Here is a 19,979-nt window from a genome sequence, read left to right as displayed (position 1 = left end):
GAGGGCACGACGAGCACCCAAACCGTCAGCGGCGATAGTCGGCCGCGTAATCGGGGGCACCACCACCGGAGCGCAGTTGGTGCCGCCCGCCGCGCACGATCCGCAGGGTGGAGTTGAGATTCTCCTCGAAGTCGGCGAGCCTGCTGTCGACGTAGTGGTCGCATTCGTCGCGCATCCGATCGGCCTCTTCGTTCGCGGCGTCGATCAACCGGGCCGATTCGGCACGCGCGGCACGCACCACCTCGGTCTGTCCGACCAAGCGGTCGCGCTCGGCGACCCCCTCGGCGACCGCGCGCTCATAGGAGGCCTTGCCCGCCTCGATCGTCCGCTCGGATTCGATCCGAGCCCGACCGGTGACGGCCTCGAATTCGGCATTGCCGTCGGCGACGATGCGGTCGGCCTCGCCCTGCGCGGTATTCACCAGATGGTCGGCATGCGCACTGGCCTCGGCGACCATGCGGTCGGCGTGCGCCTTGGCCTCGGAGAGGATCCGGTCGGCCTCCGCACGGGCCGATCCAGTGGTCTGGTCGGCCTGCTCGTCGGCGGTGGTCACGGTCTTCTCGGCGGCGGCGCGGGCGTCGGAGACGATCTTGTCGCGATGGTCGAGCACATCCTGGGCATCGTCGAGCTCGCCGGGTAGCGCGTCGCGCACGTCGTCGAGCAGCTCGAGCACATCGCCGCGCGGCACGATGCAGCTACGGGTCGGCGGGATGCCGCGCGCTTCTTCGACGATGGCGACCAGCTCGTCGAGAGCTTCGAATACGCGATACATGCTCCTACCCCACTCTCCTGCAGACCTACGGCAAAACTTTCCACCGTGGCCCAGTGTGCCCCCCGTCACGGCTCATGCCGAGTCCCCTACCGGTGTGTCGTGCAGGTGTCTCCTACGCCACAAAAACAAGTGGAGGATACATCTCCACTTGGTGTTACATTTGTCGAGAAGGTCGCACAAGATCTTCTCGAGTGGATCGCAGGCCCCGATCGGGACTGTGGGATAGAGGAGGCCGGGCCGGGCGGATTCCTTCACCTGAGGGGAAGGATGCGATGACCATCGCGGTTATCCGAACGGACCGGTTCGTTTGGGATCGGAAAAGACAATGACCGTGCTGGAACTACCGCGGACGGCGGCACTGCCGACGAGCAGCCTGTACACGCCGTGGGCGGGTCCGTACCCGGTCCTGCGTATCGCCACGGCGGTCCGGTTCGCGCAGCTCATCCAGTACTTGCGTGGTGATCGGGCGCTGGCTCAGCTGATCCGATTCGCCCTGGTCGGCGGTTCCAGCAATGTCGCCTATGTACTGCTGTTCTACGCGATGCACGGCATCGGCCCCCTGGTCGCCAATATCGCGGGCTCGATCGTGAGCACCGTGATCGCCAATGAAATGCACCGGCAGCTCACCTTCCACGCGGCGGACCGGGTCGGCTGGTTAACCGCACAGTGGGAGGGCGGCGGACTCGCGCTGGTCGGACTCGGCATCACCACCGCCGCCCTGGCCGCGCTCGAGTTGTGGACGCCCGATATGGGCGGCACTCTGCAGGCCACGGCCATACTCGCCGTCACTGCCGCGGTCGGCGGTATGCGCTTCCTCGCCCTGCGCGGCTTGGTCTTCTGAACACCGCGCCGCCTGCCCACCGGCTGGAGGCGGCCGGATTGGTACGGCGCGAAGTCCCGGCCGACGACCGGCGCGGCTGGCTGGCCGTACTGACTGAGGCAGGGCTGAGGCGAGCGGAGCAAGCGGCACCCGGCTACGCACGCTGCGTGCGCGACCGCGTCCTCGGCCCCCTCACAGGCGAGGCACGCGACCAGCTCACGACCGTAGGCGAAACGCTCCTCGCTCACCTCGCCCCGGAGTCGCTCTTCAGCGCCGGAGACCGGAAATGACCTGAGACAACTCAGGGGCAGATCAGGCTCCCGCAACTTCGACGGCACGTTGTGGACGCCGAGCGGTGCGAGGTTGCGGGTTGGCGCCACTGCGCTCCAGTCGGCCGGCGAGCCGAGTCAGCGGATAGCAGATGATGAAGAAGAACAGCAGAACTCCGGCGAAGATCGGGGTGGCATGTCCATCGCCGACCGAGAGTTGGTAGAACTCGACGGCCTGTCGGGAGCGCTGGAGGACGTCGACCACGCCGATCAGGGAAGCTAGGGTCGTTGCCTGGATGAGGTCCACCGTCAGGTTCACGATGGGCGGAATCATCCGCGTGCGGGCCTGCGGCAGGATCACCATCCGCATCGTTGGAACCCATCCGAAGCCCAGGGCCTTCGAAGCTTCGAACTGAGCCTTCGGGATCGAGCGGATCGCGCCCCGCACAACCTCCATGACATTGGCGCTGCCCCAGAGGGTCAGTCCCACTATCGCCGCGCCCGTTGACGCGAATTGCACGCCGGTGGATGGCCCTACGAAAAAGACGATGAACAGTGTCGCCAGCAGCGGCAGTCCGCGGAAGAGGTGGAGGTAGACAGTCAGAACCGCCCGTACCACCGCGGACGCTGGGCCGGCCGGCAGGCATAGCAGCACACCCAGCACAAGGCCGAGGCCAATTGAGGTCAAAACGGACACCAGCGCAACCCAGAGCGTCTGAACAGCGCCTTTTTCGACGAGATTGAGGGTCGGTCCAACCCAGTTGAGGTGGTCCATCACACACCTGCTCCCAATGCGTATCGGCGGCTGATCAGGTGCATCAAGGAGCTCAGCAACAGCACCAGCGCGAGATAGATGATCGCCATGACAACGAACAGCTCCACCGTCCTGAAGGTCTCGGCGGACAGGCGCTGAACCGTGAACGTGAGCTCGGCAAGTCCTATGCCCATCATGAGTGCCGAGTTCTTGAGCACCGAGATCAACGTGTTGGTCACACCCGGCAGGGCGAGGCGCACGCCGATCGGAATGGTGACGTTGACGAACGCCTTGCTCTTGGAGAACCCCAGGGCTCGCGCACCCTCCAGGTATCGCGCGCTAACGGCGGTCAGCCCGGCCCTGAAGTTCTCGGTGTTGTAGGCACCGCCCCACAGGACCAGCGAGATACACCCGACCGCGAAGGCGCTGAGGGTGAGTCCCAGCGCCGGCCCCACAAAGAACAGGAAGAAGACCTGCACCAGCAAGGGAGTGTTGCGGATGATCTCGACGTAGATGCGAACTACCTGGCGGACGACAGGCACGCGGAGTTGATCCGCAGTTGCGCCCGCCAGGCCCACGACCAGCGAACCGGCGATGCCGATTGCGCTGATCGCAAGCGTCATCATCAGGCCTGACCCGAGTGCGTGCGCGTACTTGATCGCAGCGAAGTCACCGATGGCGAGTGGCATGGTCATTTCGAGCAGTCCGCGAGCGTGTTCTCGTCGGAATAAGAGATGCTCACGCCAGGGCGCGGCATGTTCCCGGCGAAGGTGGCGGCCGCTTCCTTGTTCTGGACGGCCTTGTTGAAGATGGCCCAGAAGGTGTCCTTCATCTGCATGTCGGCGAGCGCGGCGTCGACCCACTTCTTCGTTTCGGTGTCGCCCTGCCGGATGCCGAGACCCCAGGGGGTCTGTGCCTCGTCCTGGCCGACGACCTTGAGGCTCTTGTCGTTGAGGGCAAGTCCGAGCAGCAGCGTGCTGTCTTCGGCGAACGCCACTCCGCGGCCCGCCTTCAGTGCCGAGACGGCGTCGCTGGTGGAGTCGAGGCGGAGCTGCTGCGAGTCGGCGTAGCAGTTGGTGAGGAAGGTACTCGATGTGGTGCCGGTCTTCGTGATGATCGGCTTGCCGTGCAGGCTCTGCCATCCGTCGAGGTTCGAGCCGCTGGCAACCAGGAGCTTGGCGCCACTGGTGAAGTAGGCGGTCGAGTAGTCGATCGTCTTGGCCCGTTCCTGGGTGTAGCCCAGTGTCGAGATGATGAGGTCGATCTTGTTGGTGGACAAGTACGGGATTCGGTTCTGGGGCGTGACGCAGGTGAAGCTGACCTTGGAGTCGCTGCCGAAGGCATAGGCAGCGAGGGTGTGCGCAACCTCGGCGTCGTAGCCTGCGTGACCGCCGTTGAGGTCGGTGTAGCCGAACGGCGGGTAATCACAGGCGATGCCGACACGAATCTGGCCCTGGGTCGTCCAGGCGCTCGGAACGGCAACGCCGACATCGACCGGCTTGTTCGACGTGTCTGCCGCAGGATCGGCGCTACTGCAGGCGGTGATCGTCATAAACAGTGCCAAGGCGGCAGCTGGAATGAGTGCGCGGGTGAATTTCACGGTTCGTTCCTAATCATTGGGTTGTGGAGGTGGCGCCGACTCGGTCAGGCCAGGACTTTGCGGAGGAAGCGGCGAGCGCGTTCGCTGGACGGGTCGCGCAGGACGACTTCGGGGTCGCCGTCTTCGACGATTTCGCCGCCGTCGATGAAGACCACACGATTGCCGACTTCACGGGCGAAACCCATCTCGTGGGTGACGGCGAGCATGGTCATTCCGGTAGCCGCAAGCTCTCGCATGACGTCGAGGACCTCGCCGACCAACTCGGGATCGAGGGCTGAGGTCACCTCGTCGAAAAGCATGACGTGGGGCTCCATCATCAAGGAGCGGGCAATCGCAACGCGCTGCTGCTGACCACCGGAGAGCTCGTGCGGCATGCTGCGTTCCTTGCCGGTCAGCCCGACGCGAGCCAGCAGAGCTTTGGCGTGGTCTTCTGCCTCCGAACGCGGCTTCTTCAGCAACTTGCGAGAGGCGAGCGTCAAATTGTCGATGACGCTCAGGTGTGGGAAGAGATTGTACTGCTGGAAGACCATGCCGACCTTGCGTCGCACAGCGTTGAGGTCGGTGCCCTTCGCGGTGATATCGGTACCTTCGATGAAGACGTGACCGGAGGTCGGGTGCTCCATCAGGTTGATGCAGCGCAGCAGGGTGCTTTTTCCGCCGCCAGAGGGTCCGATGACCGCAACCACGTCTCCGCGGTTCACAGCCAGGTTGACCTCGCGCAGGACCACGTTGTCACCGAACAGTTTGCGAACGTTGCGGAGTTCGATCATCGGCTGCGCGGCCGAGGCTGCGGCTTGCCTGGTGGTGAAGGGGTCGCCAGTCATCTGAATCCTTACTAACAGCACGTGGTGTACGCCACTCTCGATAGCGTCAACCTACGACGGCTCGGACCGGATGAAATATCGCTGTTGCAGTGAAAGCAACACGGATTCAGGGACGTTTCCGGTAGCTACAAAGGGCGAGACACGACGGTTTCGCCGCTGTTAACGCTGTGAAACCTTCAGAAATCGATCCGTTACGAAGTGCCGCGAGGTCGACAGTGGGTCGCGAATCGCCCACCGATCATCGAGGTTGTTGCATCAACAACAACTTGGCGGTGGCGGTACAGTCGCTTCGGGCGCACGGTCGGTCACACGTCGAAATTGCGAGCCGACGGATGCGATACGCACGAGCCGCGAGTGTGGAAGCCCGTCTCCGGAGACATTGGCGTCGCGGAGGACGCGAGCCATGAAGTCCGCCTCCTTGGACGGCGTCACGCCCCCAGTCGGCCAGGGACACATGCGATGGTCTCGCCCATTGTGACGACGGCAACCGCCTGCTCAACTATCACGGCTAGCTCACATGCCGTTTGTCGAGCGATCGGGTGATGGAGGTACTCGCCGCGAGCAAGAGGCGGGCGATGTTGGAGACGTGTGGCAGTACCCGGGGAGTCGGCCCGGACACGTTGACCACGGCGACGATGTGGCCTTGCGAGTTGCGCACGGGTGCGCCGATCGAGGTCAGCCCGACCTCGATCTCCTCGGAGGCGACCGCGAATCCTTGGCGGCGTTCAGCGTGCAGCCGTTTCAGGAGATCGTCGAGGCGTCGGGGGGAGTTGGGTCCGATTCGCCCGCCGGCACGCATATCGTCTGCCGTCAGGGCTTCGATCAGCTCGCCGTCGTAGTCGAACATCAGCGCTCGTCCTGAAGCGCTGTAGTGCATGGGGGATCGCCGGCCCACCCAGCCCCCGCCTCGCAGGGAGTTCTGGGACTCCTCGCGTAGGACGGTCAGCGATCGATTGGCATCTTGGACCGACAGCAGAGCCACCTCATCGGTGCGCGCCACGAGGACTTGCAACATCGGCCTTGCAGCGCGAACAAGCAGTTGGTCGCCGGCCGCGCCTGCCATTACCCGTATTCGCCAGCTCAGCCGGTACCGGCGCGTTTCAGGATCCTGTTCGACGACCTGGGCACGGCTGAGCGACTGGAGCATACGCGAGACCTGGCTTCGCTCGCGTCCGACAATTCGCGCGAGCTCGCTGACCGAGCGATCGACGCTTCCGCCCGAACTGTCGACTTCGAACGCGAGCAGCAACTGTGCGACCTTCTCCGTCGTCGAGGTTGCCATGCGTCTTTTCGGATCCTCGTCAATATTTGTCTTCACAACAACATTACTTCGTTCATAGTCCAACTCTTGGACATAAAGCAGTACACCAGTGTTGCACTGAGAGCAACGGTATGACGGGTTGGTCTCGGGTGGTGCCTAGCCTTGGGGGCACCGACTCCAATGCCGAAGGGACCCCTTCACGATGTCGCAAGACTCCGCCGTCGATCAGATTCCGACCGTGCTCTACGGCGCTCAGACCCAGTTGTCGTTGCAGAACTTCCGGCCGCGCGGGCGCCGCATCAGCAATATCCCGAGCTTTGTCCGCAGCTACGCGAAGGTGAAGCGTGCGGCAGCAGCGGCGAACCAGACGCTGGGGGTCCTGGACGAGACTCGAGCCCAGGCGATCATCGCTGCTTGCGACGAACTGATCGCCGGTTCGCATGCGGATCAGTTTCCTACCGGCCTCGTGCTAGGAGGCGGCGGAACCACCACTAACATGAACTTCAACGAGGTCATCGCTTCGCGCGCTGCACAACTCGCCGGCGTCCCGGTCCACCCGAACGACCACGTCAACATCTCCCAGTCGACCAACGACACCTTCCCCACGGCGATGGCATTGACCCTGCTCGAGGTCGCCGGCGAGCCCCTCGCCGCGCTCGAGGAACTCGCGCAGGCGCTGGACAAGAAAGCGATCGAGTTCGCGGACACCCACTACCTCGGCCGCACCTGCCTTCAGGACGCGGTCAGCCTGACGGCTGGCGAGACGCTGCGCGGACAGGCTCACGCTGTGCGCCGTGGCGCTGCCCAACTCAACGAAGCAGTTAAAGAACTGAGTGCCATCCCGTTGGGCGCGACGGTGCTCGGCACTTCCATCGGTGCGCCCATCGGCTTCATCCCGGCCGCTGTCGCGGAGCTGAAGCAGTTGGTCGACCACGAGGTGACCAGCGCGGACGACTTCTTCGACGCCATGTCCCACCTCGACCATTACGCCGCCATCGCCGATGCCGCGACGCGGCCCGCCATCACCATCGCGAAGATTGCCGCGGACCTGCGTTTGCGGTCCTCCGGCCCGAACGGCGGCTTCGCAGAGGTCACCCTGCCCAAGCTCCAGGCCGGGTCATCGATCATGCCCGCGAAAGTCAACCCGGTCGTTCCCGAGTACGCGATGCAGCTCAGCTACCGGATCCGTGGTGCCGCCCATACGGTCATCTGCGCGGTCGCGGCCGGTGAACTCGAGCTCAATATCATGGAGCCGGTCATCATCGACTCGGTCCTCGACATCTTCGAGGACCTCCAGCAGTCGGCCGAGGCGATGGCCAAACTGTGCATCGCCGGCCTGATTTGGGATGGGCCGCGCCGCGTTGAAAACCTTGGCCGCTCGGTCGATCGGTGGATCGAACTCGCCGGCACGGCGGGCTACGACGAGGCTTCACGCCAGGCAGTCTCAGCGCGTTGAGCGCACGCCCGATTCCGTCGTCTACGCCGTCGCCTTCGATACTGTCTCCGCAACGTCAGGGGCTCTCTGAACCAACGACATCCAACGCTGCCAACTCTTGACAACGACAACCATCGCCCGCTAATTCGATGTGAGTACATGGAGTTACCCATGTACTCACGAAATCCTTCGTCAAGCAATCAACCCGACGAATTCGCCTCGGGTACCGCCCCTCTTACCGAGACGAATTCATGCGACTCGCCTCAGTCTTTGCGCTCGGCCAGTCGATCGAGGAGTCGCTTGTGGACCGCGGGCGGCAGCATGTCGGTGACATCGCCGCCATAGGACGCGACCTCCTTGACCAATGAACTGGACAGGTAGCTCAAGGCCGGGTTGGTGGCGATGAAGAAGGTGTCGACGCCGCTGAGCTTGTTGTTCATCTGGGCCATCTGCAGTTCGTAACCGAAATCGCCGGCATCGCGCAGCCCCTTGACGATCGCGCCGATCCCCTCCTGCTTCGCGAAATCGACCAGCAGACCCTGCCAGGCCGCCACCCGGACATTGGGCAGGTGCGCGGTCGCCTCGCGCAGCATCTCCATGCGCTCGTCCACGCTGAACATGCCCTGCTTCTTGGGATTGATCATGACGGTCACCACGACCTCGTCGAACTGGGCCGCCGCCCGCCCGAAGACGTCGATATGTCCATTGGTCACCGGGTCGAACGAGCCCGGGCACAACGCTCCTGCCATGACCGAACGCTAGCAGGGGTGCTCGATCGCGGGTTCAGACGGTCCGCACTGGAAGTCGGACCGGTCGCGCCGCTCGTTCTCGTCGATCGGCTCCTCCTCGGAGAGTTCTTCCTCATGGCTTCACTCGGACCGCTTCGGCTGTGCCGGTGCGACATACGGGCGGTCAGCGGCGATCTCAATGGCGTCCATCGCCTCGGAGATCCGCGGGTCTTCGTGCTTGGGTAACAACGCACCAGAATTGCGCTGGTGGCTGCGTCTCGAAGAATTTCCCTGACCGAGTGGCCGAGACCGACTGATCGGCCGGCACATTCGCTATAGGCGAGTGAATTCGGCTAGTTCGATCCGAGTTTCGCCGTACTTGCGTGCCTTCGCTGGGACATAGCCTGTGGGCCAGGCGATCTCGGGGGAGCGGATGGAACGCTCCACGACGACGAGGGCCTCAGGTGCCAGCCAGTCGTGTTCGGCGAGGGCGCGCAGGTCGGCGATCACCGTTGTGGTGTCGACGTCGTAGGGCGGGTCGGAGAAGACGACGTCGTATTTGCCCGCACCGCCGCCCGCCAGGACAGTGGCAACGGATGCGATGCGGACTTCGGCACCGGGCAGTCCGAGGTCGGCGATATTGCCGCGCACGATGGCCGCGGCCTTGCGGTCGGATTCGATGAGCAGGGCGTGGGTGGCGCCGCGGGAGAGGGCCTCCAGGCCCAGTGCGCCGGATCCGGCATAGAGGTCGAGGACGCGGACACCGTCGAAATCAATGCGGGCGTCGAGGGCGCTGAACAGCGCCTCGCGCACCCGATCGGAGGTGGGCCGGGTGCCCGCGGGCGGGACGCGTAGCCGCCGCCCGCCCGCGGTACCCGCGACGATTCGGGTCATTCGGTGGTGGTTTGGTGGACCGTGAGTTCGGCGAGGAGGTCGCCGCCTTCGACTTGTTGTATTGTGCTGATCGCGATCCGGCTGATGGTGCCGGTGCGGGGTGCGGTGATCGCGGCTTCCATTTTCATGGCTTCGATGGTGGCGATGGTGTCGCCGGCGGTGATCGAGTCGCCTTCGGACACGGTCAGTGTCACGACACCGGCGAAGGGGGCGGCGATGTGGGCGGGGTTGTTCTTGTCGGCCTTTTCCGTGGCGGGGGTATCGCTGGCGATGGAGCGGTCCCGCACGGCGACCGGGCGTAGTTGACCGTTGAGGATGCACATGACGGTGCGCATACCGCGTTCGTCGGGTTCGGAGATGGCCTCGAGTCCGATGAGCAGGGTGACGCCCTTCTCCAGTTGCACGTGGTGTTCCTCACCGCGGCGCAGTCCGTAGAAGAACTGGTTGGCCGACAGGCCCATGGTGTCGCCGTAGGTTTCGCGGTGCGCGAGGAACTCGGCGGTGGGACCGGGGAACAGCAACCGGTTCAGCGTGGCGCGGCGCTGCTCGGAGGAACCGGCGAGCCCGGCTTCCTCGGCGGGAGTCAACGGGGTCTGCGGTTTGGCCGCACCACGCCCGGCCAACGCCCGACTACGCAACGGCTCGGGCCAGCCACCGGCCGGAGTACCGAGCTCGCCACGCAGGAAACCGATCACCGAATCCGGGATGTCGTAGCGGCCCGGGTCCGCGGCGAAACTGTCGATATCGACACCGGTACCGACCAACGCGAGCGCGAGGTCACCGACCACCTTCGACGACGGGGTCACCTTCACCAACCGACCCAGCAGCCGGTCCGCCGCCGCGTACTTCGCCTCGACCTCCTCGAACCGGTCACCCAACCCCAACGCGATCGCCTGCTGACGCAGATTCGACAACTGACCACCCGGGATCTCGTGGGTATACACCCGCCCCGTCGGCGCGGGCAGCCCCGACTCGAACGGCGCGTACACCTTGCGCAAAGCCTCCCAGTACGGCTCCAGATCACACACATTCGCCAAATTCAGACCGGTGTCGTACTCGCTGTGCGCGGCCGCCGCCACGATCGCCGACAACGCCGGCTGCGACGTCGTTCCGGCCATCGCCGCGCTCGCACCATCGACCGCGTCGGCACCGGCCTGCCACGCCGCCAGATACGTCGCCAGCTGACCACCCGGAGTGTCATGGGTATGCACATGCACCGGCAGATCGAAATTGGCGCGCAACGCCGACACCAGCGTCGCCGCCGCCGGCGCACGCAACAGCCCCGCCATATCCTTGATCGCCAGCACATGCGCGCCCGCGTCCACGATCTGCTCGGCCAACTTCAGGTAATAGTCCAGGGTGTAGAGGTCCTCCCCCGGATCCGACAGGTCACCGGTATAGCTCATCGCGACCTCGGCGACCGCGGTACCGGTTTCGCGCACCGCGTCGATCGCCGGACGCATCTGATCGACATTGTTGAGCGCATCGAAAATACGGAAAATATCAATACCGGTACTGGTCGCCTCGGACACGAACGCCCGCGTCACCCGCTCCGGATACGGCGTGTAACCAACCGTATTGCGGCCACGCAACAACATCTGCAAACAAATATTCGGCACCGCCTCACGCAACGCCGCCAACCGCTCCCACGGATCCTCGAACAAGAACCGCAACCCCACATCAAAGGTCGCCCCACCCCACGCCTCGATCGACAACAACTCCGGTGTCAACCGCGCCACATGCCCGGCCACACCCAGCAAACCATTGGTACGCACCCGAGTCGCCAGCAACGACTGATGCGCATCCCGGAAGGTGGTATCGGTGACACCAACCGCCTTCTGCTCCCGCAACGCCCGCGCGAACCCCTCCGGACCCAAACGCGACAACCGCTGCCGCGAACCATCCGGCGGAGCCACACTCACATCGATCACGGGCAACTTATCGTGCGGATACACCGCCGTCGGCCGCTCACCATGCGGCTTGTTCACCGTGACATCGGCAAGATAATTCAAGATCTTCGTACCACGATCAGCCGAACCACGCAGATCCAGCAACTGCGGACGCTCATCAATAAACGAGGTCGTCACCCGACCCGCCCGGAAATCCGGATCATCGAGCACCGCCAACAGGAACCCGATATTGGTGCTCACACCCCGGATACGGAACTCCGCCAACGCCCGACTCGCCCGCGCCACCGCCGCACCGAAATCACGACCACGACACGTCAGCTTGACCAGCATCGAATCGAAATAAGCACCGATCTCCGCCCCCAGATTCGCACCACCATCCAACCGGATACCCGCACCACCAGGAGTGCGATACGCGGTAATACGACCCGTATCAGGACGGAAACCATTCGCCGGATCCTCGGTCGTGATCCGACACTGCAACGCCGCACCCCGAATCGTCACCGTGTCCTGACTCAACCCGAGATCGGCAAGACTCTCCCCCGCCGCGATCCGCAACTGCGCCTGCACCAAATCCACATCAGTGATCTCCTCGGTCACCGTATGCTCCACCTGGATCCGCGGATTCATCTCGATGAACACATGATTACCACGCTCATCCAGCAGAAACTCCACCGTCCCCGCACACGAATACCCGATCTGACGAGCGAAAGCCACCGCATCATTACAGATCCGCTCACGCAACACCGGATCCAGATTCGGCGCCGGCGCCAACTCGATCACCTTCTGATGACGACGCTGCACCGAACAATCACGCTCGAACAAATGCATCACATTACCGTGCTGATCCGCCAAAATCTGCACCTCGATATGACGCGGATTCACCACCGCCTGCTCCAAGAACACCGTCGGATCACCAAACGCCGACTCCGCCTCCCGCGACGCCGCCTCGATCGACTCCCGCAACAACCCCCGCTCAGCCACCCGACGCATACCACGCCCACCACCACCAGCCACAGCCTTCACAAAGATCGGAAAATCCAGACCCTCCGAAGCAGCAAGCAACTCATCCACATCCGCAGAAGGAGCACTCGACCGCAACACCGGCAAACCCGCCGCCCGCGCCGCCTCCACCGCCCGAGCCTTATTCCCCGCCAACTCCAACACCCGCGCCGACGGACCAACAAACGTGATCCCCTCCCGCGCACACGCCGCCGCCAGATCCGGATTCTCCGACAGAAAGCCGTAACCAGGATAAATCGCATCAGCACCCGCAGACTTCGCCGCCGCGATCACCGCCTCGATCGACAAATACGCCCGAACCGGATGCCCCTGCTCACCAATCTGATACGACTCCGCCGCCTTCAACCGATGAACCGAATTACGATCCTCATACGGAAAAACCGCCACCGTCCCCACACCAAGCTCATACGCCGCACGAAACGCACGGATCGCGATCTCACCACGGTTCGCAACCAAGACTTTCGAGAACATTGAACTAAGGTACCCGGCCCGGAATCGTGGCCTGACAGGGTAGTCACCTTTGCAGAGATCTTCACAACCTTTCTTAGCAGAGTTGCGAAGTTATGTTCATGCCGACGACACATGGCTGTGGTGTGGCTGATCCGGCCTCGGCCGTTGCGAAGACGTGCGACACGGAAATCGGATGGCGCTACCGACTATGCTGGGCGATGCAGCTGGTTCGCCGTGCGCAGCCGAGATGGAGCCCCCACGTCGCGTTACGGAGTCGAGTTCGCGGATCGGTTGATCCGGTACGCGAATGAGAGGGAACCCGGTGAGAATCCGGGACTGTCCCGCAGCGGTATGCAGGAACGACCGCCGTCATCAGCACTGGGTACCCACCCGGGAAGCGACGGCCAGTAGGTGAGCCCCGACCCGGGGTCGGCCAGAAGGCCTATGCCCGCAAGTCCGAAGACCTGCCAGCCGTGTCGGATACGCCGTATCCGACGGCCACCGCCTCGTGGATTGGCCGCGCGGACCTCTGTGCGATTGTCGGGCTCCGTCGGTGCGCCGGCGCGTCACTCGGTCTCCGCTAGCTCGTAGGGCGATGGCATCTCAGCACTGGAGAAATTCGTGACTGTTACACATGCCCCGTTCACTGCGACGGTTCTCGGTCTCCCACGCGTGGGGCCGCACCGGGAACTCAAGCGCGCCACCGAGTCCTACTGGGCCGGACGCATCGACGCGCGGCAACTGCACGCGATCGCCGGCGACCTGCGGCGTCGCCAGCTGACCGAATTGCACAGCGCCGGACTGGATTCCGTCCCCGTTGGCACCTTCTCCTATTACGACCAGATACTCGATACCGCCGTGCTGCTCGGCGCGTTACCGCCTCGGATGGCCGGCATCGCCGATCCGTTGGATCGTTACTTCGCGGCGGCCCGCGGCACCGATACGGTCGAACCGCTGGAGATGACCAAGTGGTTCGATACCAATTACCACTATCTGGTGCCGGAAATCGGTCCGGAGACGGTGTTCTCGCTGCATCCGTCGAAGGTGTTGGACGAGTTGCGGGAGGCGCTCGCACTCGGGGTGCCCGCGCGGCCCGTGGTGGTCGGGCCCATCACCTTCCTGAAGCTGGCGAAGGCGACCGGCGGTGCGACGCTGGATCGCCTCGACGAATTGGTGCCGCTCTACCGGGAGTTGTTGCGGCTGCTGGCCGTGGCGGGCGCGGAGTGGGTGCAACTCGACGAGCCGGTCCTGGTCACCGATCTGACCGCTGATGAAGTCGAACGCGTGCGGCGCACCTATGCCGATCTATCGGCCGCGACGGATCGGCCCGCGCTGCTGGTGGCCACCTACTTCGGTAGGCCAGGTGCGGCATCCAGCGCCTTGGCCGATACCGAAATCGAAGGCATCGCACTGGATTTCACCGCCGCCGTGGATCCTTTCGACATGGCCGGTGTGCCCACACCGGCGAACAAGCTGCTGGTGGCCGGTGTCGTCGACGGTCGCAATGTCTGGCGGGCCGACCTGGACACGGCGTTGGCGACGCTGGGCACGCTGCTGAGATGCGCGAAATACGTTGCGGTGTCGAGCTCTTGCTCGTTACTGCATGTGCCCTATACCTTGGCGAACGAAACCGGTTTCGATGAGCGGCTGCGTTCGTGGCTGGCGTTCGGTGCGGAGAAGGTGGCCGAGGTGCGGTTACTCGCGACCGGGCTCAGCGCGGGACCAGAAGCGATCACCGATGAATTGGCTGCGGCCCGTGCGGCTCTCGCCACTAGGCGCGCCGATCCTCGGTTGGACAATTCGCAGGTGCGGGCCCGGCTGAACGCCGTCGGTCCAGCTGCCACGCGGCGGGCTCCCGCGCAGCAGCGGCGCGCATTGCAGGCCGAGCGGCTGCGGCTGCCCTCGTTGCCGACGACGACGATCGGTTCGTATCCGCAGACCTCGGCGATCCGGCAGGCGCGTGCGGCACTGCGCAAGGGTGAGATCGATCAGACCGAATACGTACGGCGGATGCGGTCCGAAATCGCGGATGTCATTGCGTTACAAGAGAAACTGGGCCTGGACGTGCTGGTGCACGGCGAGCCGGAGCGCAATGACATGGTGCAGTACTTCGCCGAACAGCTCGAAGGATTCGCCGCCACCGAGTCGGGCTGGGTGCAATCCTACGGCACCCGCTGTGTGCGGCCGCCAATTCTGTTCGGCGATGTGGCGCGGCCCGAACCGATGACCGTGGATTGGATCACCTACGCGCAATCGTTGACCGATAAGCCGGTCAAGGGCATATTGACCGGCCCGGTGACGATTCTGGCCTGGTCGTTCGTGCGCGATGATCAGCCGTTGTCCGATTCGGCACGTCAAGTGGCGCTGACCATCCGGGACGAGACGGTCGATCTGCAGGCCGCGGGCATTCGGATCATCCAGGTCGACGAGCCGGCGCTGCGGGAACTGCTGCCGCTACGCGCGGCCGATCAGAGCACGTATCTGGAATGGTCGGTCGGCGCATTCCGGTTGGCGACCTCCGGGGTCTCGGATGCCACCCAGATCCACACCCACCTCTGCTATTCGGAATTCGGTGAGGTCATCGATGCGATCGCCGGGTTGGATGCCGATGTGACCTCGATCGAGGCGGCGCGCTCGCATATGGAGGTGCTCGACGATTTGAATGCCGCAGGCTTCGATCTCGGCGTCGGACCGGGCGTCTACGACATCCACTCACCACGGGTGCCGAGCGTTGAGGAGATCACGGTCTCGCTGCGTGCCGCGCTGAAGGCCGTTCCCGCCGAACGGCTTTGGGTCAATCCGGACTGCGGATTGAAGACGCGTGGACCGGTCGAGGTCGAGGCGTCACTGCGCAATCTGGTCGCGGCCACGGCCGCCGTGCGCTAACGGACAAGCCGGCATCCCCATAGCGCGGTGCGGTCACCGCGCTATCGGGATGCGTTTCAATGCGATTCGGCCCCGGGGAAAGGCCGGAGCCGGCGACGCGGCGTGTACCGCTCGCAACTCTCACCGCTGCGCACCATCGGCCGAGTGCGTGAGCGCAGTCCTCGCCGCCAGGCCGTATGACTTCCCGAGCAACGATCCATGCGTAACCCCTCCTCAGACGTCGCCATCGGATATCACCCCGATGCCCTTATTCGACGCACGGGCGACCGATTCGGTTCCGCCGATCCGCGAACCGATCAGTCGGCGGTGGGCTCGGCTCCGAAGGCGCGGTTGATGGATCCGCCGCGACCTCGGCAACTCGGGTGTGGCCGAATCTTCCGTACGCGAAAGTCCGCAGCGCCGGCGGCACGGGCAGCTCCGACGTGGATATTCACCCCTCCTTGGGTTCAAGCTGCGCCAGCAGCGCTGCTTCGCACACTATGCAGGATTGATCTTCGGCAAAATCCCTTGCTGCAACAGATTTCTGCGGGCGAGTTTTGCGATGATTGCAAATTGCGAGGGCTACCATCTTGCGGTGCGCAAGATGTACGCGGGCGCCCGACTGAGACGGTTGCGCGAGGAACGGCGGATGACCCAGGCAGCACTGGCGAAATCCCTGGATCTATCGCCCAGCTACCTCAATCAGCTCGAGCGCGACCAGCGACCGCTCACCATCCCGGTGCTGCTGAAGCTCAACTCCACCTTCGACCTCGACGTGCAATTTTTCGCCGCCGACTCCGACGCCCGGCTGGTCTCGGATCTACACGAGGTACTTCTCGACGCGGCGGGCGGTGACAGTGCGCCACTGACCGAGGTCGAAGAACTGGCGACGCGACTACCGGAGGTGTCCCGAATCGTCGTCGCGATGCATCGGCGATTACGCGCCGCGACCGAACAACTCGATCTGCTCTCCGCACGGGTGGCCGCACCGGCGGGCGCCCCGGGTGTGCCCATGCCGTACGAGGATGTGCGGGACTTCTTCTACGACCACCACAATCACATCGCCCCACTCGATCATGCGGCCGAACAGCTCTTCGAGGAGTGCGGTCTGGGCATCGGGTCACTGGATCGGCAACTCGCCAGAGTGGCCGAGGAGCGCGCGGGCGTCACCGTGCTGGTGCGCGGAGACGGCGCGGATCCGTCCATCCCGAAACGGTATTACGATCCGGACAGCCGGACGCTGACGCTGGCGCGGCGGCTGCGTCCCGGACAGCGCGCATTTCAAATCGCCACCACCCTCGGCTTGCTGCTGTACGGCAAGGATTTGGATGCCGCACTGGCCGAAACACCTTCGCTCACCGGCGAATCCAGGACATTGGCGCGCATCGGGTTGGCCAATTACTTCGCCGGCGCGCTGGTACTGCCGTACAGCCGCTTTCTGCGGTCGGCCGAGGAACTGCGCTACGACATCGACCTGCTCAGCCTGCGTTTCGAGGTCGGCTTCGAGACCATCTGCCATCGACTGAGCACCCTGCAGCGGCAGGGGCAGCGCGGCGTCCCGTTCTTCCTCGTCCGCACCGATCGGGCGGGCAATATCTCGAAACGCCAGTCCGCCACGGCATTCCATTTCTCCCGGGTCGGCGGCAGCTGTCCGCTATGGGTCGTGCACGAGGCGTTCGCCAATCCGGGCCGCATTTTGACTCAGATGGCGGCGATGCCCGATGGCCGCCGCTACCTCTGGATCGCCCGCACCGCAGTGGCGGAACTGCACGGATTCAGCACGGCGACAAAGGATTTCGCGATCGGTCTGGGTTGCGATATCGAATATGCCGACCGACTGGTGTATTCGAACGGTATACACCTGGACAACCCGGCCGCGGCGGTGCCGATCGGCGCCGGCTGCAAGGTCTGTGAGCGTCCCTCCTGCCCGCAACGCGCCTTCCCTCAGATCGGCAGTCCACTCGCGGTCACCGAGCACACCAGCACAGACCTCCCTTACCCCCGGGCCCTGCGCTAGCCACACCTGTTGGACAAACGATCACCACACGCTGATGTAGGTCACGCCCGAGAAGGCGCCTCCACCAAGTATTCTCGACGATCAGGACTTCGCTAGGTATTCGAGGCGTTCGGTGTTTACGGCGGCGTGCATCATGGTGGCCAGGCCCGGGTGGTTGTGCAGGCCCGGGTCGGATTCGACCAGTTGGCGAGCGAGGTCTTGTGCCGCGGTGATGACTTCGAGGTCGTCGAGCAGGGAGAGCAGGCGCAGGGAGCGGGCGGTGCCGGATTGGGCGGCGCCGAGGACGTCGCCCTCGCGGCGTTGGCGCAGGTCGAGCACGGCGAGTTCGAAGCCGTCGGTAGTGGCGGCGACGGCGTCGAGACGGGCCATTGCGGTGCCGGTGGGACCCGCGTCGGTGATGAGCAGGCACAGGCCGGGGTGCTTGCCGCGGCCGATGCGGCCACGCAACTGATGTAGCTGGCTGACTCCGAAGCGGTCCGCGTCCACGATGACCATGACGGTCGCATTCGGCACGTCGACGCCGACCTCGACGACCGTGGTGCAGACGAGCACATCGATGTCGCCGTCATTGAATGCGCGCATTACCTGGTCTTTTTCATCGGTCGGGAGCCTGCCGTGCAGCAGGCCGACCCGGACGCTCGCGAGCGGACCGGCGCGCAGCATGTCGAAGACCTCGAGCGCGGCGGCCGTAGTGGGGCCCTCCTTCTCCGGCGCCGACTTGCCGGACTTCTTGCCGTTGCGGCCCTTTCCGTTCTCCTCGTCGTCGCCGATGCGCGAGCACACCACATAGGCCTGCCGCCCGGCGCCGACCTCCTCCACGATGCGCTCCCAGGCACGGTCGACCCAGTTCGGATGCTGCTTGCGCGGCACCACCTTCGACACGATCGGTGAGCGGCCGCGGGGCAGCTGGGTGAGGGTGGAGGTCTCCAGATCGCCGAGCGTGGTCATGGCGATGGTGCGCGGAATCGGGGTCGCGGTCATGACGAGCAGATGCGGGCTGCTACCGGATTTCGCCTTGGCGCGCAACGCATCCCGTTGTTCGACACCGAACCGATGCTGTTCGTCGACGATCACCATGCCGAGGTCGAAGAACTCCACCGCGTCCTGGATGAGCGCGTGCGTGCCGATCACGATGCCCGCCTCGCCGGTGACCGCGGCCAGTAGCGCGGCCTTCTTCGCCGACGCCGACATCGAGCCGGTGACCAGCACCACCTTCGTCGCATTGTCCGCGGCACCGAGCTCACCGGCGGTGCCGAGCTCGCCGAGCATCGTGCGCAACGACCGATAGTGCTGGGCAGCGAGGACTTCCGTCGGTGCGAGCAGTGCGCACTGCTGGCCGGCGTCGACCACCTGCAGCATGGCATGCAGCGCGACAATCGTTTTGCCCGAACCCACTTCACCCTGCAGCAACCGGTGCATCGGATGGACCCGCGCGAGATCGTCGGAAATCTCCGCGATCACCTGCTGCTGCCCCTCGGTCAGTTCGAACGGCAGGCGGGTATCGAAAGCCGCTGCGATACCGTCGGATCGAGGCAAGCAGGGCCGGGCGGCCCGTGCCTGCGCGTCGTGTCGCCGCTCGGCGAGCACCAGTTGCAGCGCCAGCGCCTCATCGAAACGCAAACGTTCCCCGGCCTGTTCGAGATCGGACTTGCGTTCGGGCAGGTGGATCAGGCGCAGCGCATCGGAGATCTTCATCAGCCCGCGATCCTCGCGCAGGTCAGCGGGCAGTGGATCGTCGATCGGGTCGAGTTGGTCGAGTACCTGCCGGACGCAGGCGAGCAGATCCCAGCTCTGCACCTTCGCGGTCGCGGGATATACCGGGATATATTCCCGTTCGAAGAACGAGACATCCACTCCCTCTTTACCTTTCGCGCTTTGCGCCAATCCGCGCAATGCACCGCCGCCGCGCACCGAGGTGAGATTCTCGATCGAACCCTCTTCCTTCTCGGGAAGGATCAGATAATCCGGATGCGAAAGGTTCCAGCGATCCGGTCGCCACCAGTGCACGGTGCCCGACATCATGGCCCGGACCCCTTCGCGGACCAGGTAACTCACCTTGTCGCCATTGAAGAAGGTGATATCGATCGGGGCCGCCGAACCGGTGTCGAGGGCCACCTTGAGCAGTCGGCCGCGACGGTTCTTCATCGGGCGCAGTTCGGTTTTCGTCACCCGGCCGATGACGGTGATGTGCGCACCCTCCTCCGGCTGCTCCTGGGTGAGCGGCTGCCCCTGGGTGGCGTAGCGTAATGGGTAGTGCCGCAACAGGTCCTCGACGGTGTGCATGTCGAAGGCATCGGCGAGCGGCTCGGCGGCCTTTACGCCGAGCAGGTGGTCCAGTCGATCGCTGAGTGTCGCCATAT

14 protein-coding genes and 1 riboswitch are annotated in these 19,979 nt (G+C 64.4%); of the genes, 4 read left to right on the top strand and 10 right to left on the bottom strand.

Going from position 1 to position 19,979, the window contains the following annotated elements; all coding sequences use genetic code 11:
- Positions 1 to 25: 25 nt before the first annotated feature.
- On the bottom strand, positions 26 to 772 hold the full coding sequence (locus ACW2Q0_RS13130) for a DivIVA domain-containing protein (protein WP_457189691.1): 747 nt from the start codon (positions 770 to 772) through the stop codon (positions 26 to 28).
- A gap of 325 nt (positions 773 to 1,097) precedes the next feature.
- On the opposite strand from ACW2Q0_RS13130, the gene ACW2Q0_RS13125 reads away from it, so the two are divergent.
- Positions 1,098 to 1,613 (top strand): GtrA family protein, encoded by a 516-nt coding sequence (locus tag ACW2Q0_RS13125; protein WP_457189689.1) that lies wholly within the window; start codon positions 1,098 to 1,100, stop codon positions 1,611 to 1,613.
- A 291-nt stretch (positions 1,614 to 1,904) separates the two neighbouring features.
- Here ACW2Q0_RS13125 and ACW2Q0_RS13120 read toward each other — a convergent pair whose 3' ends face one another.
- From ACW2Q0_RS13120 to ACW2Q0_RS13100, 5 genes are all read right to left on the bottom strand, one after another.
- A complete protein-coding gene (locus ACW2Q0_RS13120) occupies positions 1,905 to 2,636 on the bottom strand; it encodes an amino acid ABC transporter permease (protein WP_457189687.1) in 732 nt (243 codons plus the stop codon).
- Positions 2,636 to 3,304 carry an amino acid ABC transporter permease gene (locus tag ACW2Q0_RS13115; protein WP_457189685.1) on the bottom strand — a complete coding sequence of 223 codons (669 nt, stop codon included), beginning with the start codon at positions 3,302 to 3,304 and terminating at the stop codon, positions 2,636 to 2,638. Before ACW2Q0_RS13115 ends, ACW2Q0_RS13120 begins: the two co-directional genes overlap by 1 nt.
- 2 nt (positions 3,305 to 3,306) lie before the next feature.
- Positions 3,307 to 4,215 carry a transporter substrate-binding domain-containing protein gene (locus ACW2Q0_RS13110; protein ID WP_457189683.1) on the bottom strand — a complete coding sequence of 303 codons (909 nt, stop codon included), beginning with the start codon at positions 4,213 to 4,215 and terminating at the stop codon, positions 3,307 to 3,309.
- Positions 4,216 to 4,259: 44 nt separating this feature from the next.
- Positions 4,260 to 5,039 (bottom strand): amino acid ABC transporter ATP-binding protein, encoded by a 780-nt coding sequence (locus ACW2Q0_RS13105; RefSeq protein ID WP_457189681.1) that lies wholly within the window; start codon positions 5,037 to 5,039, stop codon positions 4,260 to 4,262.
- 508 nt (positions 5,040 to 5,547) lie between these two features.
- On the bottom strand, positions 5,548 to 6,384 hold the full coding sequence (locus tag ACW2Q0_RS13100; RefSeq protein WP_457189679.1) for an IclR family transcriptional regulator: 837 nt from the start codon (positions 6,382 to 6,384) through the stop codon (positions 5,548 to 5,550).
- A gap of 154 nt (positions 6,385 to 6,538) precedes the next feature.
- Between ACW2Q0_RS13100 and ACW2Q0_RS13095 the strand changes: the two genes are divergently transcribed.
- Positions 6,539 to 7,756, top strand: a complete 1,218-nt coding sequence (locus tag ACW2Q0_RS13095) for a lyase family protein (protein ID WP_457189677.1) — start codon at positions 6,539 to 6,541, stop codon at positions 7,754 to 7,756.
- 242 nt (positions 7,757 to 7,998) lie between these two features.
- On the opposite strand, the gene coaD is transcribed toward ACW2Q0_RS13095, so the two are convergent.
- From coaD to ACW2Q0_RS13080, 3 genes are all read right to left on the bottom strand, one after another.
- Positions 7,999 to 8,484, bottom strand: a complete 486-nt coding sequence (gene coaD / locus ACW2Q0_RS13090; RefSeq protein WP_457189675.1) for a pantetheine-phosphate adenylyltransferase — start codon at positions 8,482 to 8,484, stop codon at positions 7,999 to 8,001.
- A 312-nt stretch (positions 8,485 to 8,796) separates the two neighbouring features.
- Positions 8,797 to 9,357 (bottom strand): 16S rRNA (guanine(966)-N(2))-methyltransferase RsmD, encoded by a 561-nt coding sequence (gene rsmD / locus ACW2Q0_RS13085; protein ID WP_457189673.1) that lies wholly within the window; start codon positions 9,355 to 9,357, stop codon positions 8,797 to 8,799.
- A complete protein-coding gene (locus ACW2Q0_RS13080) occupies positions 9,354 to 12,758 on the bottom strand; it encodes a pyruvate carboxylase (protein ID WP_457189671.1) in 3,405 nt (1,134 codons plus the stop codon). The genes rsmD and ACW2Q0_RS13080 overlap by 4 nt, the downstream gene beginning before the upstream one ends.
- A gap of 254 nt (positions 12,759 to 13,012) precedes the next feature.
- Positions 13,013 to 13,223, top strand: a riboswitch (cobalamin riboswitch).
- A 135-nt stretch (positions 13,224 to 13,358) separates the two neighbouring features.
- Between ACW2Q0_RS13080 and metE the strand changes: the two genes are divergently transcribed.
- Both metE and ACW2Q0_RS13070 read left to right on the top strand, forming a co-directional pair.
- The gene (gene metE / locus ACW2Q0_RS13075) at positions 13,359 to 15,623 is read left to right on the top strand and encodes a 5-methyltetrahydropteroyltriglutamate--homocysteine S-methyltransferase (RefSeq protein WP_457189669.1); all 2,265 of its coding nucleotides are present in this window, start codon (positions 13,359 to 13,361) and stop codon (positions 15,621 to 15,623) included.
- 574 nt (positions 15,624 to 16,197) lie between these two features.
- Positions 16,198 to 17,619 (top strand): short-chain fatty acyl-CoA regulator family protein, encoded by a 1,422-nt coding sequence (locus tag ACW2Q0_RS13070; protein ID WP_457190057.1) that lies wholly within the window; start codon positions 16,198 to 16,200, stop codon positions 17,617 to 17,619.
- A gap of 81 nt (positions 17,620 to 17,700) precedes the next feature.
- On the opposite strand, the gene recG is transcribed toward ACW2Q0_RS13070, so the two are convergent.
- Positions 17,701 to 19,977: an ATP-dependent DNA helicase RecG gene (recG, locus tag ACW2Q0_RS13065; RefSeq protein ID WP_457189667.1), complete on the bottom strand. Its 2,277-nt coding sequence runs from the start codon at positions 19,975 to 19,977 to the stop codon at positions 17,701 to 17,703.
- Between the last annotated feature and the right edge of the window lie 2 nt (positions 19,978 to 19,979).

It is taken from the genome of Nocardia citri (assembly GCF_054065835.1).
This window is presented reverse-complemented; position numbering and strand designations above follow the sequence as displayed.